This is a genomic window from Acinetobacter sp. PK01 (assembly GCF_022819285.1).
In the GTDB taxonomy this organism is placed as follows: Bacteria; Pseudomonadota; Gammaproteobacteria; order Pseudomonadales; family Moraxellaceae; genus Acinetobacter; species Acinetobacter tandoii.
Window position 1 is genome coordinate 41,313 of record NZ_CP094644.1, and the last position, 24,092, is coordinate 65,404.

20 protein-coding genes are annotated in these 24,092 nt (G+C 42.2%); 3 read left to right on the forward strand and 17 right to left on the reverse strand.

The annotated features are described in order from the left end of the window. The first annotated feature begins 98 nt into the window (after positions 1-98). Positions 99-1,412, forward strand: a complete 1,314-nt coding sequence (locus MP622_RS16850; protein ID WP_243793660.1) for an ammonium transporter — start codon at positions 99-101, stop codon at positions 1,410-1,412. A 595-nt stretch (positions 1,413-2,007) separates the two neighbouring features. Here MP622_RS16850 and MP622_RS16855 read toward each other — a convergent pair. From MP622_RS16855 to MP622_RS16890, 8 genes are all read right to left on the reverse strand, one after another. Further along, positions 2,008-3,138 (reverse strand): aminomethyltransferase family protein, encoded by a 1,131-nt coding sequence (locus MP622_RS16855; protein WP_243793662.1) that lies wholly within the window; start codon positions 3,136-3,138, stop codon positions 2,008-2,010. 46 nt (positions 3,139-3,184) lie between these two features. Beyond that, entirely contained in the window at positions 3,185-4,195 is a 1,011-nt protein-coding gene (locus MP622_RS16860; RefSeq protein ID WP_243793663.1) for a DUF3445 domain-containing protein, read from the reverse strand. Positions 4,196-4,209: 14 nt separating this feature from the next. Further along, complete coding sequence (locus MP622_RS16865) at positions 4,210-5,154, reverse strand: PDR/VanB family oxidoreductase (protein WP_111828298.1); 945 nt, start codon at positions 5,152-5,154, stop codon at positions 4,210-4,212. Next, positions 5,151-5,678 carry a dimethylamine monooxygenase subunit DmmA family protein gene (locus MP622_RS16870; RefSeq protein WP_243793664.1) on the reverse strand — a complete coding sequence of 176 codons (528 nt, stop codon included), beginning with the start codon at positions 5,676-5,678 and terminating at the stop codon, positions 5,151-5,153. The genes MP622_RS16865 and MP622_RS16870 overlap by 4 nt, the downstream gene beginning before the upstream one ends. A gap of 217 nt (positions 5,679-5,895) precedes the next feature. Then, a complete protein-coding gene (locus tag MP622_RS16875; protein WP_243793665.1) occupies positions 5,896-7,266 on the reverse strand; it encodes an NAD(P)/FAD-dependent oxidoreductase in 1,371 nt (456 codons plus the stop codon). Positions 7,267-7,377: 111 nt separating this feature from the next. Then, positions 7,378-8,181: a PAS domain-containing protein gene (locus tag MP622_RS16880; RefSeq protein WP_243793666.1), complete on the reverse strand. Its 804-nt coding sequence runs from the start codon at positions 8,179-8,181 to the stop codon at positions 7,378-7,380. Between the two features lie 8 nt (positions 8,182-8,189). Continuing rightward, complete coding sequence (locus MP622_RS16885) at positions 8,190-8,891, reverse strand: response regulator transcription factor (RefSeq protein ID WP_243793667.1); 702 nt, start codon at positions 8,889-8,891, stop codon at positions 8,190-8,192. Between the two features lie 12 nt (positions 8,892-8,903). Next, positions 8,904-10,076: an ATP-binding protein gene (locus MP622_RS16890; protein ID WP_111828302.1), complete on the reverse strand. Its 1,173-nt coding sequence runs from the start codon at positions 10,074-10,076 to the stop codon at positions 8,904-8,906. A 277-nt stretch (positions 10,077-10,353) separates the two neighbouring features. On the opposite strand from MP622_RS16890, the gene MP622_RS16895 reads away from it, so the two are divergent. Together MP622_RS16895 and MP622_RS16900 are read left to right on the forward strand one after the other, a co-directional pair. Next, on the forward strand, positions 10,354-12,711 hold the full coding sequence (locus MP622_RS16895) for an aminomethyltransferase family protein (RefSeq protein WP_243793669.1): 2,358 nt from the start codon (positions 10,354-10,356) through the stop codon (positions 12,709-12,711). A 60-nt stretch (positions 12,712-12,771) separates the two neighbouring features. Then, positions 12,772-14,091, forward strand: coding sequence for an ammonium transporter (locus MP622_RS16900; protein ID WP_243793671.1), 1,320 nt, complete (start codon positions 12,772-12,774; stop codon positions 14,089-14,091). 55 nt (positions 14,092-14,146) lie between these two features. Here MP622_RS16900 and MP622_RS16905 read toward each other — a convergent pair whose 3' ends face one another. The 9 genes from MP622_RS16905 to MP622_RS16945 form a co-directional block, all read right to left on the reverse strand. Then, positions 14,147-14,533: a carboxymuconolactone decarboxylase family protein gene (locus MP622_RS16905; protein WP_243793677.1), complete on the reverse strand. Its 387-nt coding sequence runs from the start codon at positions 14,531-14,533 to the stop codon at positions 14,147-14,149. Positions 14,534-14,536: 3 nt separating this feature from the next. Then, a complete protein-coding gene (locus tag MP622_RS16910; protein ID WP_243793679.1) occupies positions 14,537-15,985 on the reverse strand; it encodes an NAD-dependent succinate-semialdehyde dehydrogenase in 1,449 nt (482 codons plus the stop codon). Positions 15,986-16,134: 149 nt separating this feature from the next. Then, complete coding sequence (locus tag MP622_RS16915) at positions 16,135-17,304, reverse strand: hypothetical protein (protein WP_243793681.1); 1,170 nt, start codon at positions 17,302-17,304, stop codon at positions 16,135-16,137. A 35-nt stretch (positions 17,305-17,339) separates the two neighbouring features. Beyond that, positions 17,340-18,743, reverse strand: a complete 1,404-nt coding sequence (locus MP622_RS16920) for a cytosine permease (RefSeq protein ID WP_243793688.1) — start codon at positions 18,741-18,743, stop codon at positions 17,340-17,342. A gap of 353 nt (positions 18,744-19,096) precedes the next feature. Continuing rightward, complete coding sequence (tgnC, locus tag MP622_RS16925; protein WP_243793689.1) at positions 19,097-20,566, reverse strand: (Z)-2-((N-methylformamido)methylene)-5-hydroxybutyrolactone dehydrogenase; 1,470 nt, start codon at positions 20,564-20,566, stop codon at positions 19,097-19,099. 14 nt (positions 20,567-20,580) lie between these two features. Next, a complete protein-coding gene (gene tgnB / locus MP622_RS16930; RefSeq protein ID WP_243793690.1) occupies positions 20,581-21,618 on the reverse strand; it encodes a flavin-dependent trigonelline monooxygenase oxygenase component in 1,038 nt (345 codons plus the stop codon). A 2-nt stretch (positions 21,619-21,620) separates the two neighbouring features. Then, a complete protein-coding gene (tgnA, locus tag MP622_RS16935; RefSeq protein ID WP_243793692.1) occupies positions 21,621-22,553 on the reverse strand; it encodes a flavin-dependent trigonelline monooxygenase reductase component in 933 nt (310 codons plus the stop codon). A 28-nt stretch (positions 22,554-22,581) separates the two neighbouring features. Then, positions 22,582-23,373 (reverse strand): alpha/beta hydrolase, encoded by a 792-nt coding sequence (locus MP622_RS16940; RefSeq protein ID WP_243793694.1) that lies wholly within the window; start codon positions 23,371-23,373, stop codon positions 22,582-22,584. Continuing rightward, entirely contained in the window at positions 23,342-23,944 is a 603-nt protein-coding gene (locus tag MP622_RS16945) for an amino acid synthesis family protein (protein ID WP_243793696.1), read from the reverse strand. Before MP622_RS16945 ends, MP622_RS16940 begins: the two co-directional genes overlap by 32 nt. Between the last annotated feature and the right edge of the window lie 148 nt (positions 23,945-24,092).

The window sequence follows — 24,092 nt, forward strand, 5'->3', positions numbered from 1 at the left end:
GAAATTAATATTCTCTTTAGGAATACAAGAGCTTCTATCTCTTCCAGCTTTTTGTAGCCCGAACCTATTTATATCTTTCATTATTTGGGGAGTTCTTCATGACCTCTGATACGTTTAAAAAACTATTACCCTGTTTGCTGTTACTCATGCCGACCCTCGCATTTGCGGAAGATACGCCATTTGATGCTGCATCAACCGTATGGATTATGGTGTCTGCCATCCTCGTGCTGATTATGTTTATTCCAGGACTAGCCTTGTTTTATGGCGGAATGGTACGCGCGAAAAATGTCCTCTCCATCTTCTCCCAGTTCTTTGCTATTGCAGGCGTTTCTGGCATTTTATGGATCGCATTTGTCTATAGCTTTGTTGCCGATACCACCAACATGTCGGAAGGTGTATTAAACCTCAACAGTTTCGTCGGTGGTTTTGATAAAGCCTTTCTATTAGGAATTACAGACCAAACCTTAATTGCAGGTGTACCTGAATTTGTACTGTGCGTTTTCGGCTTAACCTTTGCCATGATTACGCCTTGTATCGCTGTGGGTGGTTTTGCAGAACGAATGAAATTTGGTGCAGTTGTGCTGTTTGGTGCACTTTGGCTGATTTTGGTTTACGGTCCTTTGGCACATATGGTCTGGGGTGGTCCGGGTGCAATTATGCACAATTGGGGCGTCCTTGATTTTGCTGGTGGGACTGCCGTACATATTAATTCAGGGGTTGCGGCTCTCGTAGGTGCATTAATCTTAGGTAAACGTCATGGTTGGCCAACGACACCTATGCCTCCGCATAACTTGGTTTATACTATGATTGGTGCGGCTTTATTATGGGCAGGATGGTTTGGCTTTAATGTCGGTTCTGCCCTTTCAGCCAATACCACTGCTGGTTTGGTTTTAATGACCACCATGATTGCAACCTGTGGGGGCATTGTAGGTTGGATGGTGATTGAAAAAATCATGACCAAACACGTGACTTCATTGGGTTTAGCCTCTGGTGTGATTGCGGGTCTTGTCGGCATTACGCCTGCTGCTGCTTATGTCGGTGCACTGGGTGCCATCGCAATTGGATTCATCACCAGTGTTTGCTGTTTCTTTGCAGTTACAGGCTTAAAGCGAAAATTCGGTTTTGATGATGCACTGGACGTTTTTGCCTTACATGGGATTGGCGGTATGGTCGGTGCCATTCTGACTGGCATTTTTTGTATTCCTGCACTCGGCGGTTATGTTGAAAATGTAAATGTTGGTCAACAGTTAATTGCGCAAATCGCAGGGATTCTACTGACAGTAGTTTATTGCGGCTTTTTCACTTGGTTGATTTTTAAAATTATTGATAAAACCATTGGACTACGTGCTTCCAATGAACAAGAGCAAATTGGGTTGGATATTAGCAACCACAATGAACGTGCTTATAATTAAACACGGTATTGCATAAAAAAAGAGAGCGATAGGCTCTCTTTTTTTCATCTGTATGTTTTTATTCTGTTTGATACGATTGATTCGATTTGTAATGCCTTACTCTACACCCTCATAAAATATCATTGTGTATCTACCTCATTAGGAACTTGCTTTTCCCGCATGGCACGTTAAACGCCATATGGATACGAACTTTGATCCTCCTCACACCATCATCACAGAAAACGTATGGAGATCGTCAGACTTATGCGTGAAGAATTAAGTTATTACTTGATGAGTTAAATGGCTTTCAAAAAGATGTTCTTAAAACCACAAGGCACTTATAAAAACAAGAAAATGCTAGCGGAATTAATCATGGGAGAACTTTCAGAACATGATTCATTCCGCAATTGAAGATAAAGATAAAATCACTCATCTTTAATTTGCGTATGGCACGATCTTTTTAAGGTGCAATACACATCCGATTTAAAATAAATACATAAATTATCGTACGAAAAAAAGCCGTTAAATTGAGCAGAATTCAATCTAACGGCTGTTTCAATTTTTCATCATCCAAAGATGAATCCAAATAAAACCAATAAGGAAAAGGCGTTTGCGATTAACCTTTTGCAGTACGTTTCAATTTTTGCGGATCATCAAATGGTAGTGTATGCGTGATGGCATCAACTTCTAAGCTACCTTTAATCTGCACAGATCGGTCAGCTACGGCATAAGGTACATCCATCCGTGCCAAAGCTACAGATGTTTTGGTCAGCGGCGAATACATGCCACAAGTAATCACCCCAACTTTTTGATCACCATCCCAAACTGTATCGCCCATTTGAGCCGCTTGATCGCCTTCAAGCTTAATCCCAAAAATTTTGAAGCGTTCTTTACCCTTTAAACGGCGATGTTCATAGCATCCACGGAACTCGCCTTTGGTTGGAGATACGGTGAAATCCAAGCCCAACTCCCACAAAGTATCCCCTGATTTATCATTTTCGAATGGGAAATATTCTGAGTTGTCATACGGGAAGAAGAGTAAGTAGCTTTCTGTACGTAACCAATCCAAAGTTACAAATGAACTTGCCACAATGCCAAAAGGTACGCCTTTTTCCAGAATCGTATCCCAAATTAACGGTGCATCCATGGCTTTACAGAAAATCTCATAGCCACGTTCTCCCGTATAACCTGTACGTGAAATCATGACTGGACAGCCAAATAATCGGGTTTGAATATGATGGAAATAAGGTAAGTCACGAATACCTGGTACATGCTCCGCCAAGAAATCAACAGCCACGGGACCTTGTAAGGAAAGATCATGTAAATCATCATCAAATAACACCGCAACTTGACGCCCTGTGGCTGAACGAATCAACATTTCCAAGCCGATGCCCGTACCATGCACCACCATAAATGAATTCGGACCTGTGCGATAAATTACGCAGTCATCGACAAACTTGCCTTCTTCATTCAGCATGGTGGCATAAGCCGATTTGCCCGGATACAATTTGGAAATATCACGCGAGGTCGCATATTCCAATAAACTCTCAGCATGTGGACCCACGTAATGCACCTTTTTTAGACCAGATACATCCATCAAACCCGCTTTGGTTCGAATCGCAGTATAGTGATCTGCCGTATCACTATGATAAGTCCATGCTGTGCCCATACCATTCCAGTCTTCGAGCTGTGCCCCTAACTGACGGTGACGTTCTGCCAATGCTGAAATACGCCATGAATTTCCCATAATCTCGTTCCTTTATAGATTTAAAATAATAAATAGAAATAATCTGTTATTGATCGAATTGACTAAGCCATTGCACCAAAGGTTCACGATAACGACTGATGCCTTTGTATTCCGCAATGGATTCAGGTAAATCGCGGATCACACGATGCAAGCGTTTTGCCCATGCTGGATTTTGGGTCAGATCATTCAGGCTAATCAGATAAGTGCGAATACTGAACAACAAGGCATTGCTACGCGGTAAACGTGGCATAAATTGCAATTCAACGCGTAAATGCACCAACTCGCCTGCATTTTCTGCGGTGACCAAACCACGTTCATGCCCCCATAAATGATAGGTTTCTGATGAGGTATCCATACGTGGGTTAATGGTCATGGTCCAATTCAGACGGCGATACGGTTGCCCAACTTGAATATTGAGCAAAAATTTAAGTGCCCGTTCAAACACGCCCAGATCATGAGCCACTTTAGGTACAGGTGCATGCCATTGCTTAAAACTCATGCCTGCATCAAAATTCAGCGACCAATCGGCAGGACCCGTGATCATGCCAGTATCCATGAATAAATCCCCTTCACGCTGATCCAGCAAGGCAATGTCACCTTGGATTTGACGCGAGATATATTCAAATGGATGCATCGGTAAGCTCGAAACATCACCAAACTCAAAAGTGGTATCAATTTGTAGGGCTTTGTTCACCCAGCGCCAAGTTTTACCGTTACGCTCTAATTGAAATAGTTTTGGATAATCCTGCGATAAATGCTCCATCGCCATTTCTAAAAAGTCCCAAGAGGCTTGCAGCATATGCGGCTGAATGATGCAACGTTTTTGGTCATTTGCCAGTGTCATGGCGCGTTCTTGCACTTCTGTCAAATAATGCTCATCAATATCGAACCAGTGTTCAAACACCGTGCTGGATTTGGAAATCGCAGGTTCAATATTGACTGAATACATGTATTGATCTTCAGGAAATGGAAATGGAAAGCGTGCTATCGCTTTGGCACTGTTGTGATAACTGAAGTCACCATGCATGCGTTCATCAGGATTAAATTGAATGGTCATTGTGTTCTCCTGAATTACAAATCAAGTTCTATACGACAGCCTTGTTTCGCGCGGGACACGCAAGGCATTAATAAATGTTCACGTTCTTGTGGCGATAAGAAATGATCATGATGCTCCACTTCGCCATGCTGATACTTCACGGCGCACTGACCGCAAACACCCCCACGGCACAGGCTAGGCACCTCTATGTCATTTTTTTCCAGTGCTTCAAGCAAGCTGTAATCACTTGGGACTTCAATACTTTTTTGGCTCTTGCTGAGATATGCCTGAAATGCTGTTCCTGCTGCGGGTGAACTAAATGCTTCCCAATGCACCCGATGTTGAGACCAACCCAGTTGCTGTGCGGTATCGAGTACCTCTTGAATCAAACGGTCTGGTCCACAAACATAGACATGAGTGTGCAAATCTTGTGCTTTTAATAGGTCATACACATTCAATCGTTTTGCGGTTCGGTCTGAATAGACATGCAACTGCGTCGGAAACAACTGATTCAACGTAGGCTCATAGGCATTACTGAGCTGATCACGGCAGGCATAATGCAGTTCAAAACTGCTATTGGCATGCATAATTTGATGGATATGCGACATAAATGGTGTAATGCCTATTCCACCCGCAATAAAGACATGATGCTGGGCTTGAGAATGTAATGAGAATAGATTTAACGGTGCGGAAATTTTTAGAATATCCCCTTCCTGTACCTGTTCATGTAAAAAGCGCGAACCACCACGAGACTGTTCCTGTAAACGGACCGCAATCTGATACCGTTGTGTGTTATACGGATCGCTCAATAAAGAATAGGCATTGCGCAAAATACGGTCTTGTAGTGGCAATTGCACAACAATGTGGCTGCCTGAAGAAAATGGCAATAAGGGCTGATTCACCGCTTCCAAACTAAATTCACGAATGACAGGGGTCAGTTGCTGAATTTGAGCCACTTTGACTGAGATTAAATTGTTCATGCGGCATCTCCATGCGGATAATCGGCATCGGCACACACGCCCATATAAGCACCCAAACGGCGTGAGAAATGACTACGTACCAACAAATGCACACCGCATTGTTCACAATCACAGTAATCCTGCTGTGAATGCAATTGCTGATGACCACAGTGCACGCAATAAACTTGACGTGGACCAGTACTTGAGATCAAACTGATTTCATCTTGCATGAGACCTGTCGCTAACAAGGTTTGCATCACGCGCCAGATGAAAGCTTCATCCCCGAAAACCACCGCATGCCACCCTGTAGTCGCATGTTGCATGCGTTGCTGAATACGCTGTAAATACTGGTTGAGATCGGTATCTGCATTTGGCATTTCCGCCAAAATTAAAAGATTGCTCTGATCTTCAAATGCTAATTTCTGTAAAAGCAATTGTGCATCGGCATGTTGGGTATGCTGAAATAAAAATAAAGTCGAACCAGACTGAAACTGCAGTGCTGTTGCTGCTTGATAAATCGGGGTACTGTTCATTGGATCTTGCATGACAATATCCTTTTTTTTTAAATTAATATAATCAAATATTTAAATTATTTTATGAGTCATCACAATTCCCTTTAAAGCATACCTCTAAAGGGGTAAACAGCTGGTTGGGATTAAACTAAACTGCTCATAAATAAAAAAATGTTGTGGAGGGACACGATTCTCCACAACATTAATTTTCATCAGCATAGTTCTTATTTTTATCTTGCGCTGAATGACATTAGCCGACTTTTCGGGTGAATGCTGAAGGTGGTTCAACTTGTAAATAGGCTTCAAGCGAATCATCCAAAGCTTCTAACCATGTGGTATGGTGAGGCTCTGCCATGGTGCCTGTCATCAGTGATTTATAGGTATGATCCCTAAAGGTCATGATGTTTTCTTTCTTATGCTTTTTCCATTCTAAAAAGGTCTGTCGTACCCCTTCAATATTAAAGGTCGGGTAATCTGTCGCCTCTATGAGCTGCATAATATAGTCACCCTGGAACTTAAACATTGCCGCAGCATCTTCAAGGGTCTGCTCTTCATCATGCCATTGCTGGGTGTCTGCCAGCATCTGTTCATAACTCGGTAATGCAATTTTACCTAAGATGATATCCCGTACATACCAAGCCTGCGCATCAAACATATTGAAGGAATACCATTGGTCTTGCATGCCCAGATAAAATAATTTTGGATTTTTTTCCCACGCCACGCCCTTATATAAACCCAATGGATAAAGAATATTATTGGTTTTTAAGCGTAAGGATTCGTCAATAAAGGGAAAACTATGGATATAACCCGTACATAAAATAATGGCATCGACCTGTGCAGAACTACCATCTGAAAAATAGGCATGGGTTTGATCGACACGTAATAGTTGTGGACGTTCAGACCAGTTCTCAGGCCATTTATAGCCCATTGGCGCACTTCTATAGCAGCTGATAATTTGTTTGGCACCATACTTATAGCATTGCGAACCAATATCTTCTGCTGAATAACTACTACCAACCACTAAAATGGTTTTTCCCTTAAACTCCAGCGCATCTCTAAAATCATGCGCATGTAAAATGCGCCCACCGAAGATATCAAAGCCTTGATATTCAGGGACTTTCGGGGTAGAAAAATGCCCCGATGCCACCACCACATAATCAAACTGCTCGGTATAAATACTATCGTTCGTATGATCTTGTACGGTCACGTCAAATAATTGCGTGGTCTCATCATAGCTTAAATGTCGAACTGCACTGTTAAAGCGTACATATTTGCGCACATTGGCTTTTTCTACCCGCCCTTTAATGTAATCCCACAACACTGCTCGCGGTGGATAAGAACCAATGGCCTTACCGAAGTGTTCATCAAAAGAATAATCTGCAAATTCTAGACATTCTTTAGGACCATTCGACCAGAGGTAACGATACATACTGCTATGCACATTTTCCCCATGTTCATCCATGCCTGTGCGCCATGTATAGTTCCACTGCCCACCCCAATCGGATTGCTTCTCAAAACAAACGATTTCAGGAATTTCTATGCCTTTTTGTTGTGCAGATTGGAACGCTCTGAGTTGAGCCATCCCACTTGGTCCAGCACCGATAATTGCAACTCGTGTCATGGTATATCTCCATGTTCGTGAATAAAAAGTCTGGTACAACTTGATAAACCGACAATAGAGCGGAATGAAAACTGAATAAATTCCTCAGAGGGAGTATTCCAAACGAGATATCTAAATTGAGGCCAGCGCAGTTTTATCACTGTACATACTAGAGAAAATTACCCCTTCTACCCCAAGTACCATATCACTGTCCGAATAAAGCCCCTGTCCAATTTCTTGAACCTGAGCAATTTGCTGATTTGCATGAATAATTCGATAATTTAAGTAAAATAAGGTTTTACGTTGTATAGCATGTTGTACCTTTGACCAAACTTGTTCTTCATCTTCAGGATGAATAATTTGCCCATACAACGGTGTATTCAGCAAAGCTTGGCTGGTATATCCCGTAATCGCTTCACAGCCTGGACTGACATATTCCATGGTCCAATCCCGATCATGGCGCGAACGATAGAGCATAATCGGCAAGCGATATAACAAATCGGTAAGACTCCGTTGTTGCGCAGCCTGAAGATACTGTTGCTGAATATTTTGCGTTTGATCTGAACACTGCAAACACCAATATTGCGCTGAAGTGCCTATAGGTAATACCGTCGCAGAAAGTTCAAACCAAAACAGTTGATAATGTGCATTCATCAAACGTACGCGCAAGCGTTCAATCGGCTGACCCTTGAGCAACAGTTGTTTTAATAGAAATACATCTTCAGGATACAGATGACGCGTTAAGTTTCCATCCAAATGATCGGCAGGATCATGTGTGGCTGCTCCAACAAATTGTTGCCAACTTTGATTGGATTTGTAAATCGAGAATGCCTGATCAATCATCAAGATGCATTCATGCCACTGATCAAACAGTGGTGTCCAATAAGGCTCCAATAATTCTGGAACCTGAAGGTATTGAGTAAAGCGTTTAAGCATGGCAACTCCTAGCTGATTTCAAGCTTTAGGCTCGATGCCGTTAAATGCTGATGTGCCCACACCGAAAGTTCTAAACGGGAATGCACATTCAGTTTGCGTAATAGGCTTTTGACATAAACTTTCACCGTGCCATCGCTAATGCCCAACTCACGCGCAATTAATTTATTGTTGAGTCCTTTGGCAATCAGCAATAAGGTTTCTTGTTCGCGCATGGTCATTTCGGCTAACAGTGGATGCTGTTCAGCTTGCTCTATATTTGTTACGTGATGTGGCTTGGCAATGTCACCATGTTGTCGTAATAAATTTGCCAATAAGGTAATTCCTGAACCGTGTAATATGGTTTGCCCTTTACGAACTTCACGCAAATTTTCCACAATCACTTCAGGCAAAGTATCTTTGGGTAAAAATCCATTCGCTCCAGATTGAATCGCTTCCAGCACAATCTCATCATCCTCACTCGCAGTCAGTACCACCACTTTGAGCTGCTGATCAGTTTTACGGATTTCTTTTAAAATATTTAAACCCGACTCATCTGGCATTTGTACATCAAGTAATAATAATTCGGGATACTCCTCCTGCATTTTTGCCAGAAAGGCTTTACCTGAGGAATACTCTGCAACAATCTCATACTCTTCGGTCTGACGTAAAATATCTAAAACGCCACGTCGAAATAGTGCGTGATCATCAACAATACTAACTTTACATAACATGGGCAGCTCCTCTTAATGAGCATTTAACTTCAGAATCACGCATGTGCCTTGGGGTTGATTCGCTTTGAAACACAGCTCAGCGCCAATTCGCTCTGCACGTTCATGCATAATTTCCAAACCAAAACTATCGTTTCTTTTTTGACTAAGATCTAAGCCACGACCATTATCTTCAACACTCATCTGCAACGTGCCTGAAGCCAAATGTTCCAAACGAATTTTTGCGATAGAAGCATGTGAATGTCGAACCACATTGCTCAGGCTTTCGCGAATAATGTAAAGCAGTTGCACAGACTGTTTCGCCGACACTTTGAGTTGAGGGACGCGGTTATCCAGTTCAAAAGACACCCCTGAATGATGCTCAAACTCAACCACCACTTTTTTCAAGGCGGACGCAAAATCCAATTCTTGATAGGCTAAACGGGAAGCGGTAATTAATTCACGCGTCTGCTGATAGGCATAATGGGTGTAATTGGCGAGTTCTTCTGTGGTCGATCTAAGTTCAGCATATTGTGGCTGCTGTTTGCACTGCTGATTCAACTGGGCCGATTTTAATCTGAGGAAACCCAGTATTTGCGCAATACTGTCGTGTAACTCTGCGGCAACTTCACGGCGTTCTTGTAATAGCGTGGTGCGAATTTTTTGTTGTTGCTCCACCCAAGTCTGTAAACCACGTTGCAGTGCTTGATCAAGCAATTGGTATAAATGATGATGCTTTTCTTTGAGGGCTTGTGTTTCATATAAGCGCCAAACCACAACGTCTTGTCCAGTAAATAGCAACCTTGCTTGATAAGAGAGCAAATTTAGTTCTGATACAGATTCTAAATCTGCTCCCGAATATGCTGCATGATTCAGTAAATTGTGTTGAATCGCTTTCAATTCAGTACGTGATAATTGCTGACGATAGGAATGATAAATAAAACATTCCTGACTAAAGGGATAACACAGCACACAAGCAATCTGTGTAGCGGGTACCTCCAGCATGGACGCCATTTGTTGCTCAAGCTCAAATAAATGCTCAGGTAATCCTGACAATTCGGCATCTAAACGTGCCAGTTTTAACTCCAATTGCGTACACATCAATTCGAATTTAGAGATGAAAAGTTGATGCTGTAACGCTTCAATCTGTTTCGAGGGATGCTGAGTAGGTAATTCAGGTTTAGCAAACCAATGCGCCCAAGACTTCATATCTCCCACCCATAATGACTGCTGATCATAGATTACTTCCTGCATTACCTCGTTGTGATCACCACAGAAAACTCTCATCAAAATCACAATTATTTATTCTTGATAGTTAATTTTTTTGAGCATGATTCATGCCAACATCTGTATATACCCCAGAGTAGGTATCCATTTTGTGTAATTGCGCTGAGTTTTTTTCGCAGTAATAGTGAATGTCATGTACAGGTCTTGAGCTGCTTTAGGCGCTCAGCAGCATTCACATGGATCAATTCAGGTATTGGATATGGGTAATCTAAAATCACATCTTTCAGAGATGTATCTGTCTGGACCAGCAGACGAGTTTTATCATCTACAACGCCCTATTTCTGTGCTGCATTTACGGGTAGATCCGCAACAGGTTCAGGCATTTGATTTGGCACCCAATGATGAAATGGAACTCCAGCTTCCTCATGATCAATCCATTGAGCTGATCGTGCGTGATCAAAATGCACAACCCAATTCAGATTGCATTCAAATACTGGAATCATCTGCCCCAATTAAAATTCATCCTGCACAAAATACCTTGGCTCAATTACAACAACATGATCGAACAGCATTACAACTGCGTCAGCAATTGACTCAATTGAATATTCAAGACACGGATTTGGAACAGGTGATCTGCCTTGAATATGCACCTTCGATTCAGTTCAAAGCCTTAGCAGCATTGGAAATTATAGTGCTGAATACTGGCAAGAATATGCAGATTGAGCAACAAACACCTGTCGATGAAGTCAAAGTCATCATCAAAAAAGCCATTGCAGCACTTGAATATTTACCTGCACCACTTGCAACACCGATTCAAGAGATTCGAATCGCACATGCCACTGCGCAAACCTATACCGTGAAAGCGGGACAATGGATTCAAATTATTGATGTCGCAGGGAAACAATGTAGCGACTTCATCGCTTTCGATGCCAAAGCACTCGAAAATGGAGAGGAAATTGGTCTTGATGCTGTTGCCACCCGCAGTATTCTCGGGCATTCCACCCCAATGCCTGGCTTACACTCTCGTTTTTATGGAGCCAATTTAGAAGCCTTAGTTGAAGTAGTACAAGATACAGTAGGTCGTCATGACATGTTCCTGACCGCATGTACACCAAAATTTTATAATGACTCTGGCTATTTTGGGCATATTTCCTGCACAGAAAACTTCAACCAAATCTTAAAACCATACGGTATTCAAAGTAAAAGTGCTTGGCCAGCGATTAACTTTTTTTATAACACGCAGGTTGAATCCTGCGGAACGATCAGTATGGATGAACCATGGTCTCAACCTGGAGATTATGTGCTCCTTAGAGCACAAAAAGATCTGCTCTGTGCATCCTCTGCTTGCCCAGATGATATTGATCCATCCAATGGCTGGATTCCAACAGACATTCATGTGCGTATTTATGATCAACAAGAACAATTTCAGCGCTCACAACATTACCGACTCACTCCAGAGGAGATGCCTCGTATGACCAAACAGACTGGATTTCATTCTCGCATTCAAGCAATGACCTCAAAACTGGTGGAATATCATGGCTATTGGGTCGCGACAGAATATGAAGGTTGGGGTGCAAAAGCGGAATATCTTGCTTGCCGTGAACGTGTCGCCATGATTGATTTAACTGCTTTACGCAAATTCGAAATTACGGGACCTGATGCTGAAAGTTTCTTGCAATACATGCTGACTCGTAATGTTCGAAAATTGGCAATTGGTGAAATTGCCTATTCGGCAGCATGCTTAGAAACTGGTGGCATGGTGGATGATGGCACCATCTTTAGACTGGGCGAACAAAATTTCCGCTGGATCTGTGGCGATGAATATTCTGGGCTATGGCTGAAACAGAAAGCACAAGAACAAGGTTATCGCGTCAGTATCCGTAATTCCTCAGATCAAATTCATAATGTTGCCGTTCAAGGTCCACACAGTCGGGGATTATTGCAACAACTGATTTGGACACCTGAACACCAACCTGACGTGCAAAACCTCGCTTGGTTTCACTTCACTTTAGGTCGTCTAGGCGGAGCGAATGGAATTCCTGTGATGGTTTCTCGGACAGGTTACACGGGTGAACTGGGCTTTGAAGTGTGGTGTCATCCAAACGATGCCGAAACTGTTTGGGATGCAATTTGGCAGGCTGGACAAGCCTATGACATTGCACCGATGGGCTTCGATGCCTTAGATATGCTGCGTATTGAGGCAGGACTCATTTTTGCGCAACATGAATTTAACCCGCAAATTAATCCCTTCGAGGCAGGCATTGGCTTTACCGTTCCGCTGAAAACCAAAGAAGAAGACTTTTTGGGTAAAGCTGCTATACAACACCAAGCCGCTGCCAGTCGACATAAATTAGTGGGATTGGTTTTAGATCAGACTGAACCCGCAGCACATGGAGATCTCGTCTATGCTGGACGCTTCCCTGTTGGCGTGGTGACCAGTGCGACCAATTCTCCGCTCTTAAAAAAACAAATCGCTTTATGCCGTATTGCACCTCAGCATGCTGCAATCGGTGCAGAAATTGAAATTGGCAAGCTCGACGGTCAACAGAAAAGACTCAAAGCTCAAGTCGTTGCCTTACCTTTTTATGATCCTGAACGCACTCGGGTTCGTTCATAACTTTTAAAAACTCATTCACACTCACCTTACGCCACGTACAAATGTACAGGAGGATCAAATATGATTTCTCGTTTTGTTGCTAGCCTACTCGCTGCCTCACTGTTGCTTTGTCCTGCTTGGGCATCAGCAGCTGAAACCGCCACGCTGAATCAAGTTTCAACAGCATGGGTTATGACATCCATTGTTTTTGTCATGATCATGTTTATTCCTGGACTCGCTTTATTCTATGGCGGGATGCTACGAAGTAAGAATGTTTTGTCCATTTGCACCCAATTTTTTGCTTTTGCGGGAATCGTCGGCTTGCTTTGGATCATGTTTATTTACAGTATGGTAGTGGATACCACGGGCATGGAAGAAGGCGTTTTTAATCTTGCCAGTTTTGTTGGCGGTTTTGACAAGGCCTTTATGCAAGGAATTACCGATCAGACCCTCATGGGCGATATCCCAGAGTTTGTAACCTCTGTGTTTGGAATGACCTTTGCCATGATTACACCTGCCATTGTGGTCGGGGGTTATGCTGAACGAATGAAATTCAGTGCCATGGTTTTGTTTGTCGTTTTATGGACAACCTTGGTATATGCGCCAATGGCACACATGGTTTGGGGTGGTCCTGGTGCAGCCATGCACAATTGGGGTGTACTTGATTTTGCTGGTGGTACCGCAGTGCATATTAATGCTGGTATTGCAGCACTGGTTGGTGCCTTAATTATTGGCAAACGTAAAGACTGGAAAACACAAAGTATTGCACCACACAACCTCGTGTATACCTTCATTGGTGCTGGTTTACTTTGGGCAGGCTGGTTTGGATTTAACGTCGGTTCAGCTTTAGCAGCCAACAACAGTGCTGGTCTAATCCTGATGAATACGCAAGTTGCAGCTTGTGCAGGTATCGTCGGTTGGATGATTGTTGAAAAATTCCTTGATACACATATTTCATCTTTAGGTTTAGCCTCTGGTGCAATTGCAGGCTTAGTTGGTATTACCCCTGCCGCCGCGTATGTCGGTGTTTTTGGTGCTGCAGCGATTGGTTTGATCACGGGCGTAGCTTGCTTCTACTCTGTCACTCGTTTGAAAAATGTCCTGCACATTGATGATTCACTTGATGTTTTTGCATTACACGGCATCGGCGGGATTGTTGGTGGTCTCCTGACTGGTGTGTTTGCTTCACCTGCATTAGGAGGCAACATTGAAGGCTTGGAATTTGGTACGCAATTTATCGCTCAATTGATTGGTATTGTGGTCACTGTTGCCTATAGTGCGGCATTTACTTGGGGCATCTTTAAAGTGATTGATCTGACCATTGGTTTACGCGTCAGTACTGAACAAGAAGATAAAGGTCTGGATATTAGCGATCACAATGAACGTGCTTATAACCAATAGAAACAGCTTGGAGCAGTAAAAGAGGACAAATACCCTCTTTTTGCTTTCTATACTTTTATTTATTTTCAGCTTCAAATTCTTTGATTGCTTCTTTGGCAATACGGAAACTATCCACTGCAGCAGGCACACCGCAATAAATTGCCACTTGTAAGAGCACTTCACGGATCTTTTCTTTCGGCACACCATTACGCAAGGCACCTTTGACATGCAGTTTTAATTCATGTGGACGATTTAAAGCCGAGATCATCGCCAAATTAATCATGCTTCGCTCGACTTTGGAAAGCTCCTCTCTCCCCCAAACTGCTCCCCAACAATATTCCGTCACCAACTCTTGTAAAGGCATTGTGAAATCATCGGCATTGCCAATCGATTGATTTACATATTCTTCGCCCAAAACTTGCTTTCGAATGGCTAAGCCTTTTTCAAATTTTTCATTCGCCATGATTTAAATGCCTCCAAATAAGGTGTATTTAATTTCTAGATAATCTTCAATGCCATACTTAGAACCTTCACGTCCCAAGCCTGAATGTTTAACACCACCAAAAGGTGCAACTTCATTGGAAATTAATCCCTTGTTGATACCAACCATTCCATATTCAAGCTGTTCACTCATACGCCATGCTCGCCCTAAATCACGGGTATAACAATATGCGGCAAGACCGTATTCGGTATCATTTGCCATCTGTAAAGCTTGTTCCTCTGTTTCAAATTTGAATACGGCAGCAAGTGGACCAAAGGTTTCCTGTGTGGCGACCAACATATCCTCATGAGCATCTGCAATCAAAGTCGGTTCAAAGAATAAAGCACCTGCACTATGCGAGTGACCGCCTGTAATTAGGCGACCTTTTTTATCTAAAGCATCTTGGATATGCGACTGCACTTTTTCGACTGCTTGATGATTAATTAAAGGACCGATTTCGTGACCAGCTTCTAAACCATTCCCAATGCGTAAGTTTTCAATCTTTTCTTTAAAGACCTGAAGAAATTTTTCATACACTCCTGACTGCACCAAAAAGCGATTCACACAGACACAGGTTTGTCCCGCATTTCTAAATTTAGCGATTAACGCACCTTCAACCGCAGCTTCAACGTCAGCATCATCAAACACAATAAATGGTGCATTCCCGCCGAGTTCCAAAGACACTTTTTTCAGTGTTTTGGCAGATTGCTGCAACAACAGTTTCCCTACAGGCGTAGAACCAGTAAAAGTAAACTTACGCACTAGATCACTTGAAAATATTGCCTCGCCAATCTGTACAGCATCTCCAGTAATAACACTAAAGATTTCTGCTGGAATACCCGCCTGTAGCGCTAAATCGACCAAAGCCAAAGCGGTAAATGGCGTTTCTGGTGCAGGCTTCACGATACAAGGGCATCCTGCAGCCAATGCAGGTGCAACTTTACGTGTGATCATGGCTGCTGGGAAATTCCAAGGCGTAATCGCTGCTACGATACCAATGGGTTGCTTATTAACGACAATTCGTGCATCAGGATATGGACTTGGAATCACATCGCCATAAATCCGTTTTGCTTCTTCCGCGAACCATTCAATAAAACTGGCAGCGTAAATTATTTCGCCTTTAGCTTCAGTCAAGGGCTTGCCTTGCTCTAAGGTCAAAATTGTTGCCAATTCATCACTATGCTGAATAATCAGGTCATACCATTTCTTTAATAAGATTGAACGATCTTTTGCTGTTTTGGCTTTCCATGTTGGCCAAGCTGCATAAGCTGCGCTAATTGCGCGTTCAGCTTCAGCTTGTCCCATATTGGGTACCGTACCAATGAGCTGCTGATTTGCCGGGTTATAAATTTCGGTTGTTTGTAAATCATCGGCATCACACCACTGCCCCGCAATAAATGCCTGCTGATGAAATAGCGGTCCCATTGTATTCATTGTTTATCCTACCTGTGGCGCGGATTCAGTCTAAGCTCCACTTTGAAGGTTCGCTTAGACCAAATCATTATTTGAATACCATATATTAATAATACGGTATACCATAAAAATAAAGAAAAATTTTTTGAGCTTCCGCCCAAACCATCATATTAGAAATAATAGAAGAAAGTTAAATTCAGCAGTTTATTCCATTTGCCATCTGCATCGCCTTCAGCCAAAGCCGATTGTGAACCACCAATAAAAGGATCATTTTTGCTCATAATATATTCAGCAACCAATGAGGTCTTTTTGTAGTCAAAAGACACACCTAAAAAGTTTCGAGTAGAATCTTTATAGCCGGCTTGATCTTTTACATAGGTGGTATAGGTCGCATAAGGTGTAATGTCTAAACCATGATAGACATCTTTAAAACTATAACGAACATCTGCCGTATAGAAATCCCCTTCATTTGCCACATTATATTCACCATCATACGATCCCATGACTGAAGAATTTGGCTGAAGTTCATCCTGGTTATCGACTGAATTATTACCACCGGTCAAGGTGAGTGCAAAATTCTGATAAGCCAAACTGCCAAACAACGCCCATGCTTTACGTGAACCGTCTAAACCCGTGGTTTTATTTTCGATATCAGAATACCAATATGAACCGCCTAGCGTCATATTCAGTAACGGCATACTGCTAAAGTTCACCCCTTGGCTAATCCGCCCAATCCACATATTTTTCTCATTTAATGAAGACTGTGAAGCATCACCCGTATTCACAAAATTCGCGGTATAACGTGCCGAATCACGACTGTCTCCCTTATAGTTACCAGCATCGGTTGCAAAGTATGCCAAGTCGATTTTGGTCGCATTAATTTCGTGATGATAATTAACGCCCAAATTATGTGCATCTTCTAAGCCCATAGTGTTGTTAATGCCACCATATAGGCTACTTTCCCAAAATCTTGAAATTCCAAAAGGAATCGGCTGCACACCCACAGTTAAATTTTGCTGTGCATTAAAACGATAACCTGCGTACGCATCGACCAAGGTAGAAAAATCACAAAGGGTATTGTATTGATAACAACGATATTCTGTGTGGGCAAACCATTTAGGGGCTTCGTAATCTAATGCCAGTTTTGCGGCATTAAATTGCAGCTTGTGGTCATTGTCTGATCCATAGTTCTTATCTTGATAATTGGCACGAACATAACCCGAAATCGTGAGAGCGCCTGTGTCGGTTGTAGCATCACCAAAGGTCATTCCAGCAAAACATGGCATGGCCAGACTGCTACTGATTAAACCCAAACCAAAACTGTAATATGTATTTTTCATTATCTTATTCCTACTCATATAAATGGGAGATTTGCTTAGCAATTTTTGGTTGAGTCATCGTATTGGCAAGCCGATACTTTGAATAGATTGAAAAAGTAATACACAATAGCGGTCACAAGCATGCCAATGATCCAAGAAATATCGACATCTGGAATTAGATTCGCGAATGTACCCGTAAAAAATGAATTGGTTAAAAATGGAATTTGCACCACGATACCAATGAAATAAGCACATAAGGTTTTAACGTTGTACTTGCCGTATTTGCCACCGTCTTCATCAAAAATGGCTTGAATGTCATATTCCATTTTATTGATGTAATAGAAATCCATGAGGTTAATCACGACCCATGGCACCAAAATAAACAACAAGGCAAAAATGAAATTTAAGAAATAACTGATGAAACCACTAGACGCCCACAACGCTGTGCCTGTTGCGAGAATTAATACCAAGATCGACAATACAATGCGGGTGTTTTTACTTGGAATCCATTTGCCTGCAAACGTCTGAATCGCGGTAATAAAGGATAATGAAGCGCCATACAAATTCATGGCGTTGTGACCAATAATATTGCACAAGAACAAAATCATGAGCACATAACCAAAACCACCTGTCACTGTTTTAACAGCTTCCATGGCATCATTGGTCGTCATAATGCTAACCGCGAGCATCCCAAAACTAAAGGCGATGATGGTTCCGAGTGAAGCACCTAAATAGGTGTTAATGAACGGTTTAAAAATCCCAATACTCTTAGGTAAGTAGCGAGAATAATCTGAAGTATAGGGTGAGAAACTGATTTGCCAAATTGCACACACACAGAACATGGCAAACCAGCCTTTTAAGTTAAATGAGCCTTTAGCAAGTACATCTGCAGTGATATGCGGAATCATCAAGGCAAAACCAATCAGCAATGCACCGCCCATAAACCAAGTTCCAATTTTGTTGAACTTATGAATAAAGTGGTAGCCAATAATCCCAATTAACGTTGCGACAACCGCCCCAATGACTGTAGCCGTAGACACAGGGATCGATGGAATGACAGTGTGTAAAGTTTTCCCAGATAAAATAATATTTGAGGTAAAGAAGCCCAAATAAATGAATGTTGTGAAAATGACAACCAACAATGCCCCATAACGTCCAAATTGCGCACGACTTTGAATCATTTGCGGAATACCCACCTGCGGACCTTGTGCTGAGGTTAAGGCTAAAATAGCCGCACCAAAGAAATGGCCCAATAAAATGGCGGTAAAGGCACTGACAATATTGAGGTGAAAGGTTTGCACTGCCATAGCACCCGTAATCACTGCCAACGGTGCAATGTTGGTACAAAACCATAATGTAAATAAATCTTTTACGTTTCCATTTCTTTGCGAAGCGTCTACATAATCGATACTATTGCTTTCTATTTCAAAAGCTTTTCCTGTTGTTGCATTTTGACTCATATCCTTAATCTCACTTTATAAAAGAAGTGACTTCGTTAAAGATTCCAAGAATTCTTTCAAGGAATTTTTTATTCCTTACACTAAAAGCAACTTTCAGACCATTTTTTAGTAAATCTTAATTTTATTTAGTGTCGGATTTTCTTCAAACGAGACGATCCCTTTGAGCTTAGTCAAAACTGATCGAGAATATGAAATTTTCTTATCTAATTGTTTTTATACTAAAAAAACAATAGAAAAACTAACCCGATATCCGCATCGAGATAAGTATTGTCGAAAATCCATTTTCTTCGATCAATCCATTTGTTAATTTATTCTAAACAATATATTGTAGTGATCTATCCATTCACTCTCGCTCATCGCATGACAAATGGATCGTCAATTGGATCATCCGAAGTCCGTAACCACACTGTTTTTGTGGTGGTGTAATCCAACACCGCATCTAAACCACCCTCTCGCCCATGCCCTGATAAGCCATAGCCACCAAACGGGGCAAGTGGTGAAACTGCACGATAAGTATTTAACCAAACAATGCCTGCTCGAATTGCTTTGGTCATGCGATGTGCACGCGTCAAATTTTGGGTAAATACACCTGATGCCAAACCATAAGCGGTACTATTTGCCTTTTGGACCGCTTCTTGTTCGGTACTAAAAGTATCTACCGATAATACGGGTCCGAATAATTCATTGGTGATGCTCTCTGCTTGCGGGGCTGCACTACAATCTAGAATTGTGGGTGCGTAATAAAAACCATCCCCCGCAATTGCATGACCACCTGTCAGTAATTTTGCACCCTGTTGAATTGAGACTTGCACAATCTGCTCAATCTTTTCGCGTTGACGCAACGTGCACAATGGTCCAAATTCTGTTGCATAATCCTCTGGCAACCCAACACGAATTCGCTGCACACGCTCGACCAATTTTTCTAAAAATTGATCCTTAATGCTTTCTTCGATCAGTAAGCGTGAGCCTGCGACACAGCTCTGTCCCGTGGCCGCAAAAATTGCCGCAACTTGTGCATTTACTGCACTTTGTAGATCCGCATCAGCAAATACAATAAAGGGAGATTTCCCGCCAAGTTCCAAAGAAACTTTTGCCAAATTTTCAGCACTATTTTTTACAATATGTTTGGCCGTTTCAGGACCACCCGTAAATGCAACATGGGCAACTTGCGGATGACTACTTAGCACTGCACCACATTCTGGTGCAAAACCCGTGATGATATTCACTACACCAGCAGGGAAACCCGCTGCATGCACCAGTTTGGCAAATTCCAGCAAAGGGGCAGGACCTTCTTCTGAAGCTTTAAGCACAACGGTACATCCTGCTGCCAAAGCTGGACCCAATTTCACTGCAGACAAAAATAACTGACTGTTCCATGGCACAATTGCAGCGATCACTCCCACAGGTTCACGCACCGTCCAGACCTGCATATCAGGTTTATCAACTGGAATGAAACTGCCCTGAATTTTATCTGCAACGCCCGCATAGTAGCGGTAATACTGCGCAACATATGCAATCTGGCTTGATGTTTCGCGAATAATTTTACCCGTGTCTTGTGTTTCCAGCTCTGCTAAGCGCGGTGCAGCCTGTTCAATTAGATCAGCCAGCTTATAAAGCAATTGCCCGCGCTGTGAAGCTGTCAAATTTGCCCAAGCAGGATCACTCAATGCTTGCTGTGCAGCATCTACTGCACGGTTTACTTCATCACGACGGGCTTCAGGCATGGTTGCCCAGACCTGACCAGTTGCTGGATTAATGCTGTTAAATGTTGCAGCACCAGCTTCAAACTGACCATTAATATATAACTGAAATACTGAGGTCATTATCGTTGCCTCTCTTATGCAAATGCAGGCATGACTTCATGAATCATACGTTCTAAAGATGCCTTTTTACGCTCGAAGCTCATACCTGTATCAATCCAGAATGAATATTCGTCATAACCCATAGCTTCATAAAATTTAAGGCGATCAATGACTTCTTGCGCTTGACCAATCACATTATTTTTACGCATTACTTCAGGTGTATAGAAAGGATGCGCTGCAATTTCTTCTGGGCTAAGTGGTGCAATTAATCCTTGTGAAATCTCACGCTCATTTTTAAACCATGCGCCAAAATAATTATAAAAAGTGTTCATTTCATCAGCAGCAAGCTGCGCATCATCTTCACTATCCGCCACATAAGTATGACGTAACAACATGATTTCAGGACGTGGAATCTCATCAAACTTTTCACAGGCAGCATTAAAGTGACCCATGAGTTTTTCCACTTCTTCATCACCTAAATGCAATGGTGTCACTTGCACATTACAGCCTTGCTGCACTGCAAATTCATGGCTATTTGGGTCACGTGCTGCTACCCAAATTGGCGGAAATGGCTGTTGCAATGGCTGTGGTGCTGACGTTGTTTTCGGAAACTGCCAAAACTCTCCGTTATGCTCGTAATCCCCTTTCCATAAATTTTTGACCGCTGGAATCATTTCGCGTAAACGTTGACCTGCACTCCATGCATCCATACCAGGTACCATACGTTCGTATTCAAAAGAATATGCTCCGCGTGCGATCCCGATATCTAAACGACCATTGGTGATAATGTCGGTCATGGCAGCTTCACCTGCCAACTTAATTGGATGCCAAAATGGTGCAACCACAGTACCTGTACCTAAGCGTACATTTTGAGTTTTATTGGCTAAATCAGCTAGGTTTAAAAAGGGATTCGGCGCAATGGTAAAATTCATTGCATGATGTTCGCCCGTCCAAATCGCATGCATGCCACCACGATCTGCAATCTGACAAAGTTCAATCATCTCTTCATAAAGTTGCTTTTGTGTTTGCTGATCAGAAACACGTTCCATGTGAATAAATAAAGAAAAACGCATGATTAAACTCCCTCTTTTACAATTTGACGAACAGTTCCACTTTCTTGATTACCGTAATAAACCCCGTAGGTCTTAAGCTGATTTTCTTTACGATAACGCAACAACATACTTTCTAGGGCGCTGTCCACAAATTCGTATTGTTCTAACTGCTCTAAATCAACAAAAGTTCCATTTCGTGCTTCATCAACTGGCGTATTACATAAGAACGAAATATATTGCTGCTGAGTCTCAAGATTTTCATAAACAGAATAAATAAAACTTGCTGAAGCATCAGACTGATAATTTTCAAAAATGGTTTCCAATGCTTGATCAGCACCTTCTTTGCCAACGACAACATGTGGAATGGTCCATTTTTGCGCATCAGTTTTCACTAAGAGGATTTTATTTTCATGACCAATGATGGCACTGATCACCACTTTTGGTCCCGTAATCACTTCTGCTGAAAGTTTCGCTGGCGTGAAATATCCGCCACGGTAATAGCCCAAGCCTGCAAAACCAGCAGAAGCAAAGTTTTCTACTTTACCGATTAAAATGGCATGATCACCTGCATCGACAACCTGATAAGTTGTACAGTCAAACCAGGCACTAACATCATCAATTAATGGATTGTGTATCGGACTTTTCGTCCATGCTAAATTGGCAAAACGGTCATCACTTGGGCGAGCAAAAGTATTGGAAATATCTTTTTGCTCTTCTGCCAAAATGTTAATTGCAAAATGTGTAGCTTTTGCAAAGTTATTATAATTGCTTGATGTCTTGGCAATACTGACTAACAGTAGCGCAGGGTCCAAAGACACCGAAGCAAAAGAGTTTGCTGTAAAACCTAAAGGAGTTCCATCCTCTTTACACGTCGTCACTACGGTAACCCCCGTCATAAATGACCCAAAGGCATCACGCAGTTCACGTATTTTATTCACTACTTCCTGTTCACTCATCTTTATATTCCTATATTTATTCAGCAATTTATGCAGCGGTATTTAGCCACGCCAGCATTGCTTGATTCACTTTATCTGGTGCAGTGAGGTTCACCATGTGTCTTTCATTTTCAATAATGATTGCTTTACCTTGTGCAGCTTGGTTCGCCATTTGCTTGGTCATTTCTGCGGTTGAATTTGGATCATCTGTACCCGTTAGTACCAATGCTGGGCAGCTTATTTTTGACCACCCGTCAGCATAAGTTTCATCACCTCGTGCAAAGGCTGAGTATGCTGTGGCATAGCCCAGCATATCTACATTTTCAAGCCATGACTTGACTTTGGCTGAGGCAATTCGTTCGATTTCACTATTACCAAACCAGCGTTGCAACGGTGTTTCCACATCGATATGCCCGTGCTTCAAGTCTTCAGCACGCTGCAACACCGCTTGTTTTGCTTCAGGTGAACGACGGTAAACACCGTTCAGCACCGCCATACGTTTTACCAAATCAGGACGCGTTACACTGACACCCGTGGTAATTAAGGATCCCATTGAATGTCCAGCCAAATTTACTGGGCCCAAATTAAGCGCACCAATCAATTCGATTGTCCAATCTACAAAATCCTGTAGGGCAGCATTAGCAGGTAATGGTGTGCTTTGACCATGTCCAGGCATATCCACTGAGATGACCTGATAATGTTGCGAAAAAAATTCAATTTGTGGATACCAAGCTTCAGCCTGCATTCCTACACCGTGAATGAGAACCAGTGGTTCTCCTTCACCTTGCTCAATATAGTGAGCGATTCGATTATTTGACAGCAGCTGGGTTTTTGAGATCATGTCCTAACTCTTCTAAATCCTTGTAACGATCACCAATACGGTGGTGTGGACGTCCAGTTGTCGCTGCACCAATCACTACAACAATTTCATCTGGTGCTGGTGCATCTGGAATTGCAAATTGCAAAGTTAAGTAATGTGAACGACGACCTTCATCATTTTTATCCATCATTGGGATCAGAATTGGTGCGTTGGCTGGTCCACGGGTATTGTTAAACGCTAGGTAAGACTTCGCTCCTACTGCACTGCGGTAAGTGTTACCAAAATGTAAGGTATGAATGAGTGCTGATGCATGTTCAAGCTCGCCATTTAATCCCACCACTGCACTTTTACCAAAAGCTTCTACCTCAGCCCCTGATCCAACTTCATCCAGAATCATTTTGGTTAAATGTTCACTCAGGATTGGTGCAATACGACGAATTTCTGGGGTGAGATTTTCGACATAGCCTTGTCCTGCCCATGGATTTTTAATTACAGCAGCCGCGGCAACCATCTTTAAAGGCGTTGCTGCCTCTTTAGCACCATCCACATAAGTGGTTTCTACATACAGTACGGTTTTGCGTATTAGATTCATTGTTATTCCCTATCGGATCGATTAATATTGTCATACATCTTATGGTATACCATAATACATAATGAAAAAAATGCAAGACTTTGCTATGCTCTTTTTGAATGGAAGTTATGTAACAAAATTACGACTCAAATATTTAGGTAAGATCAAC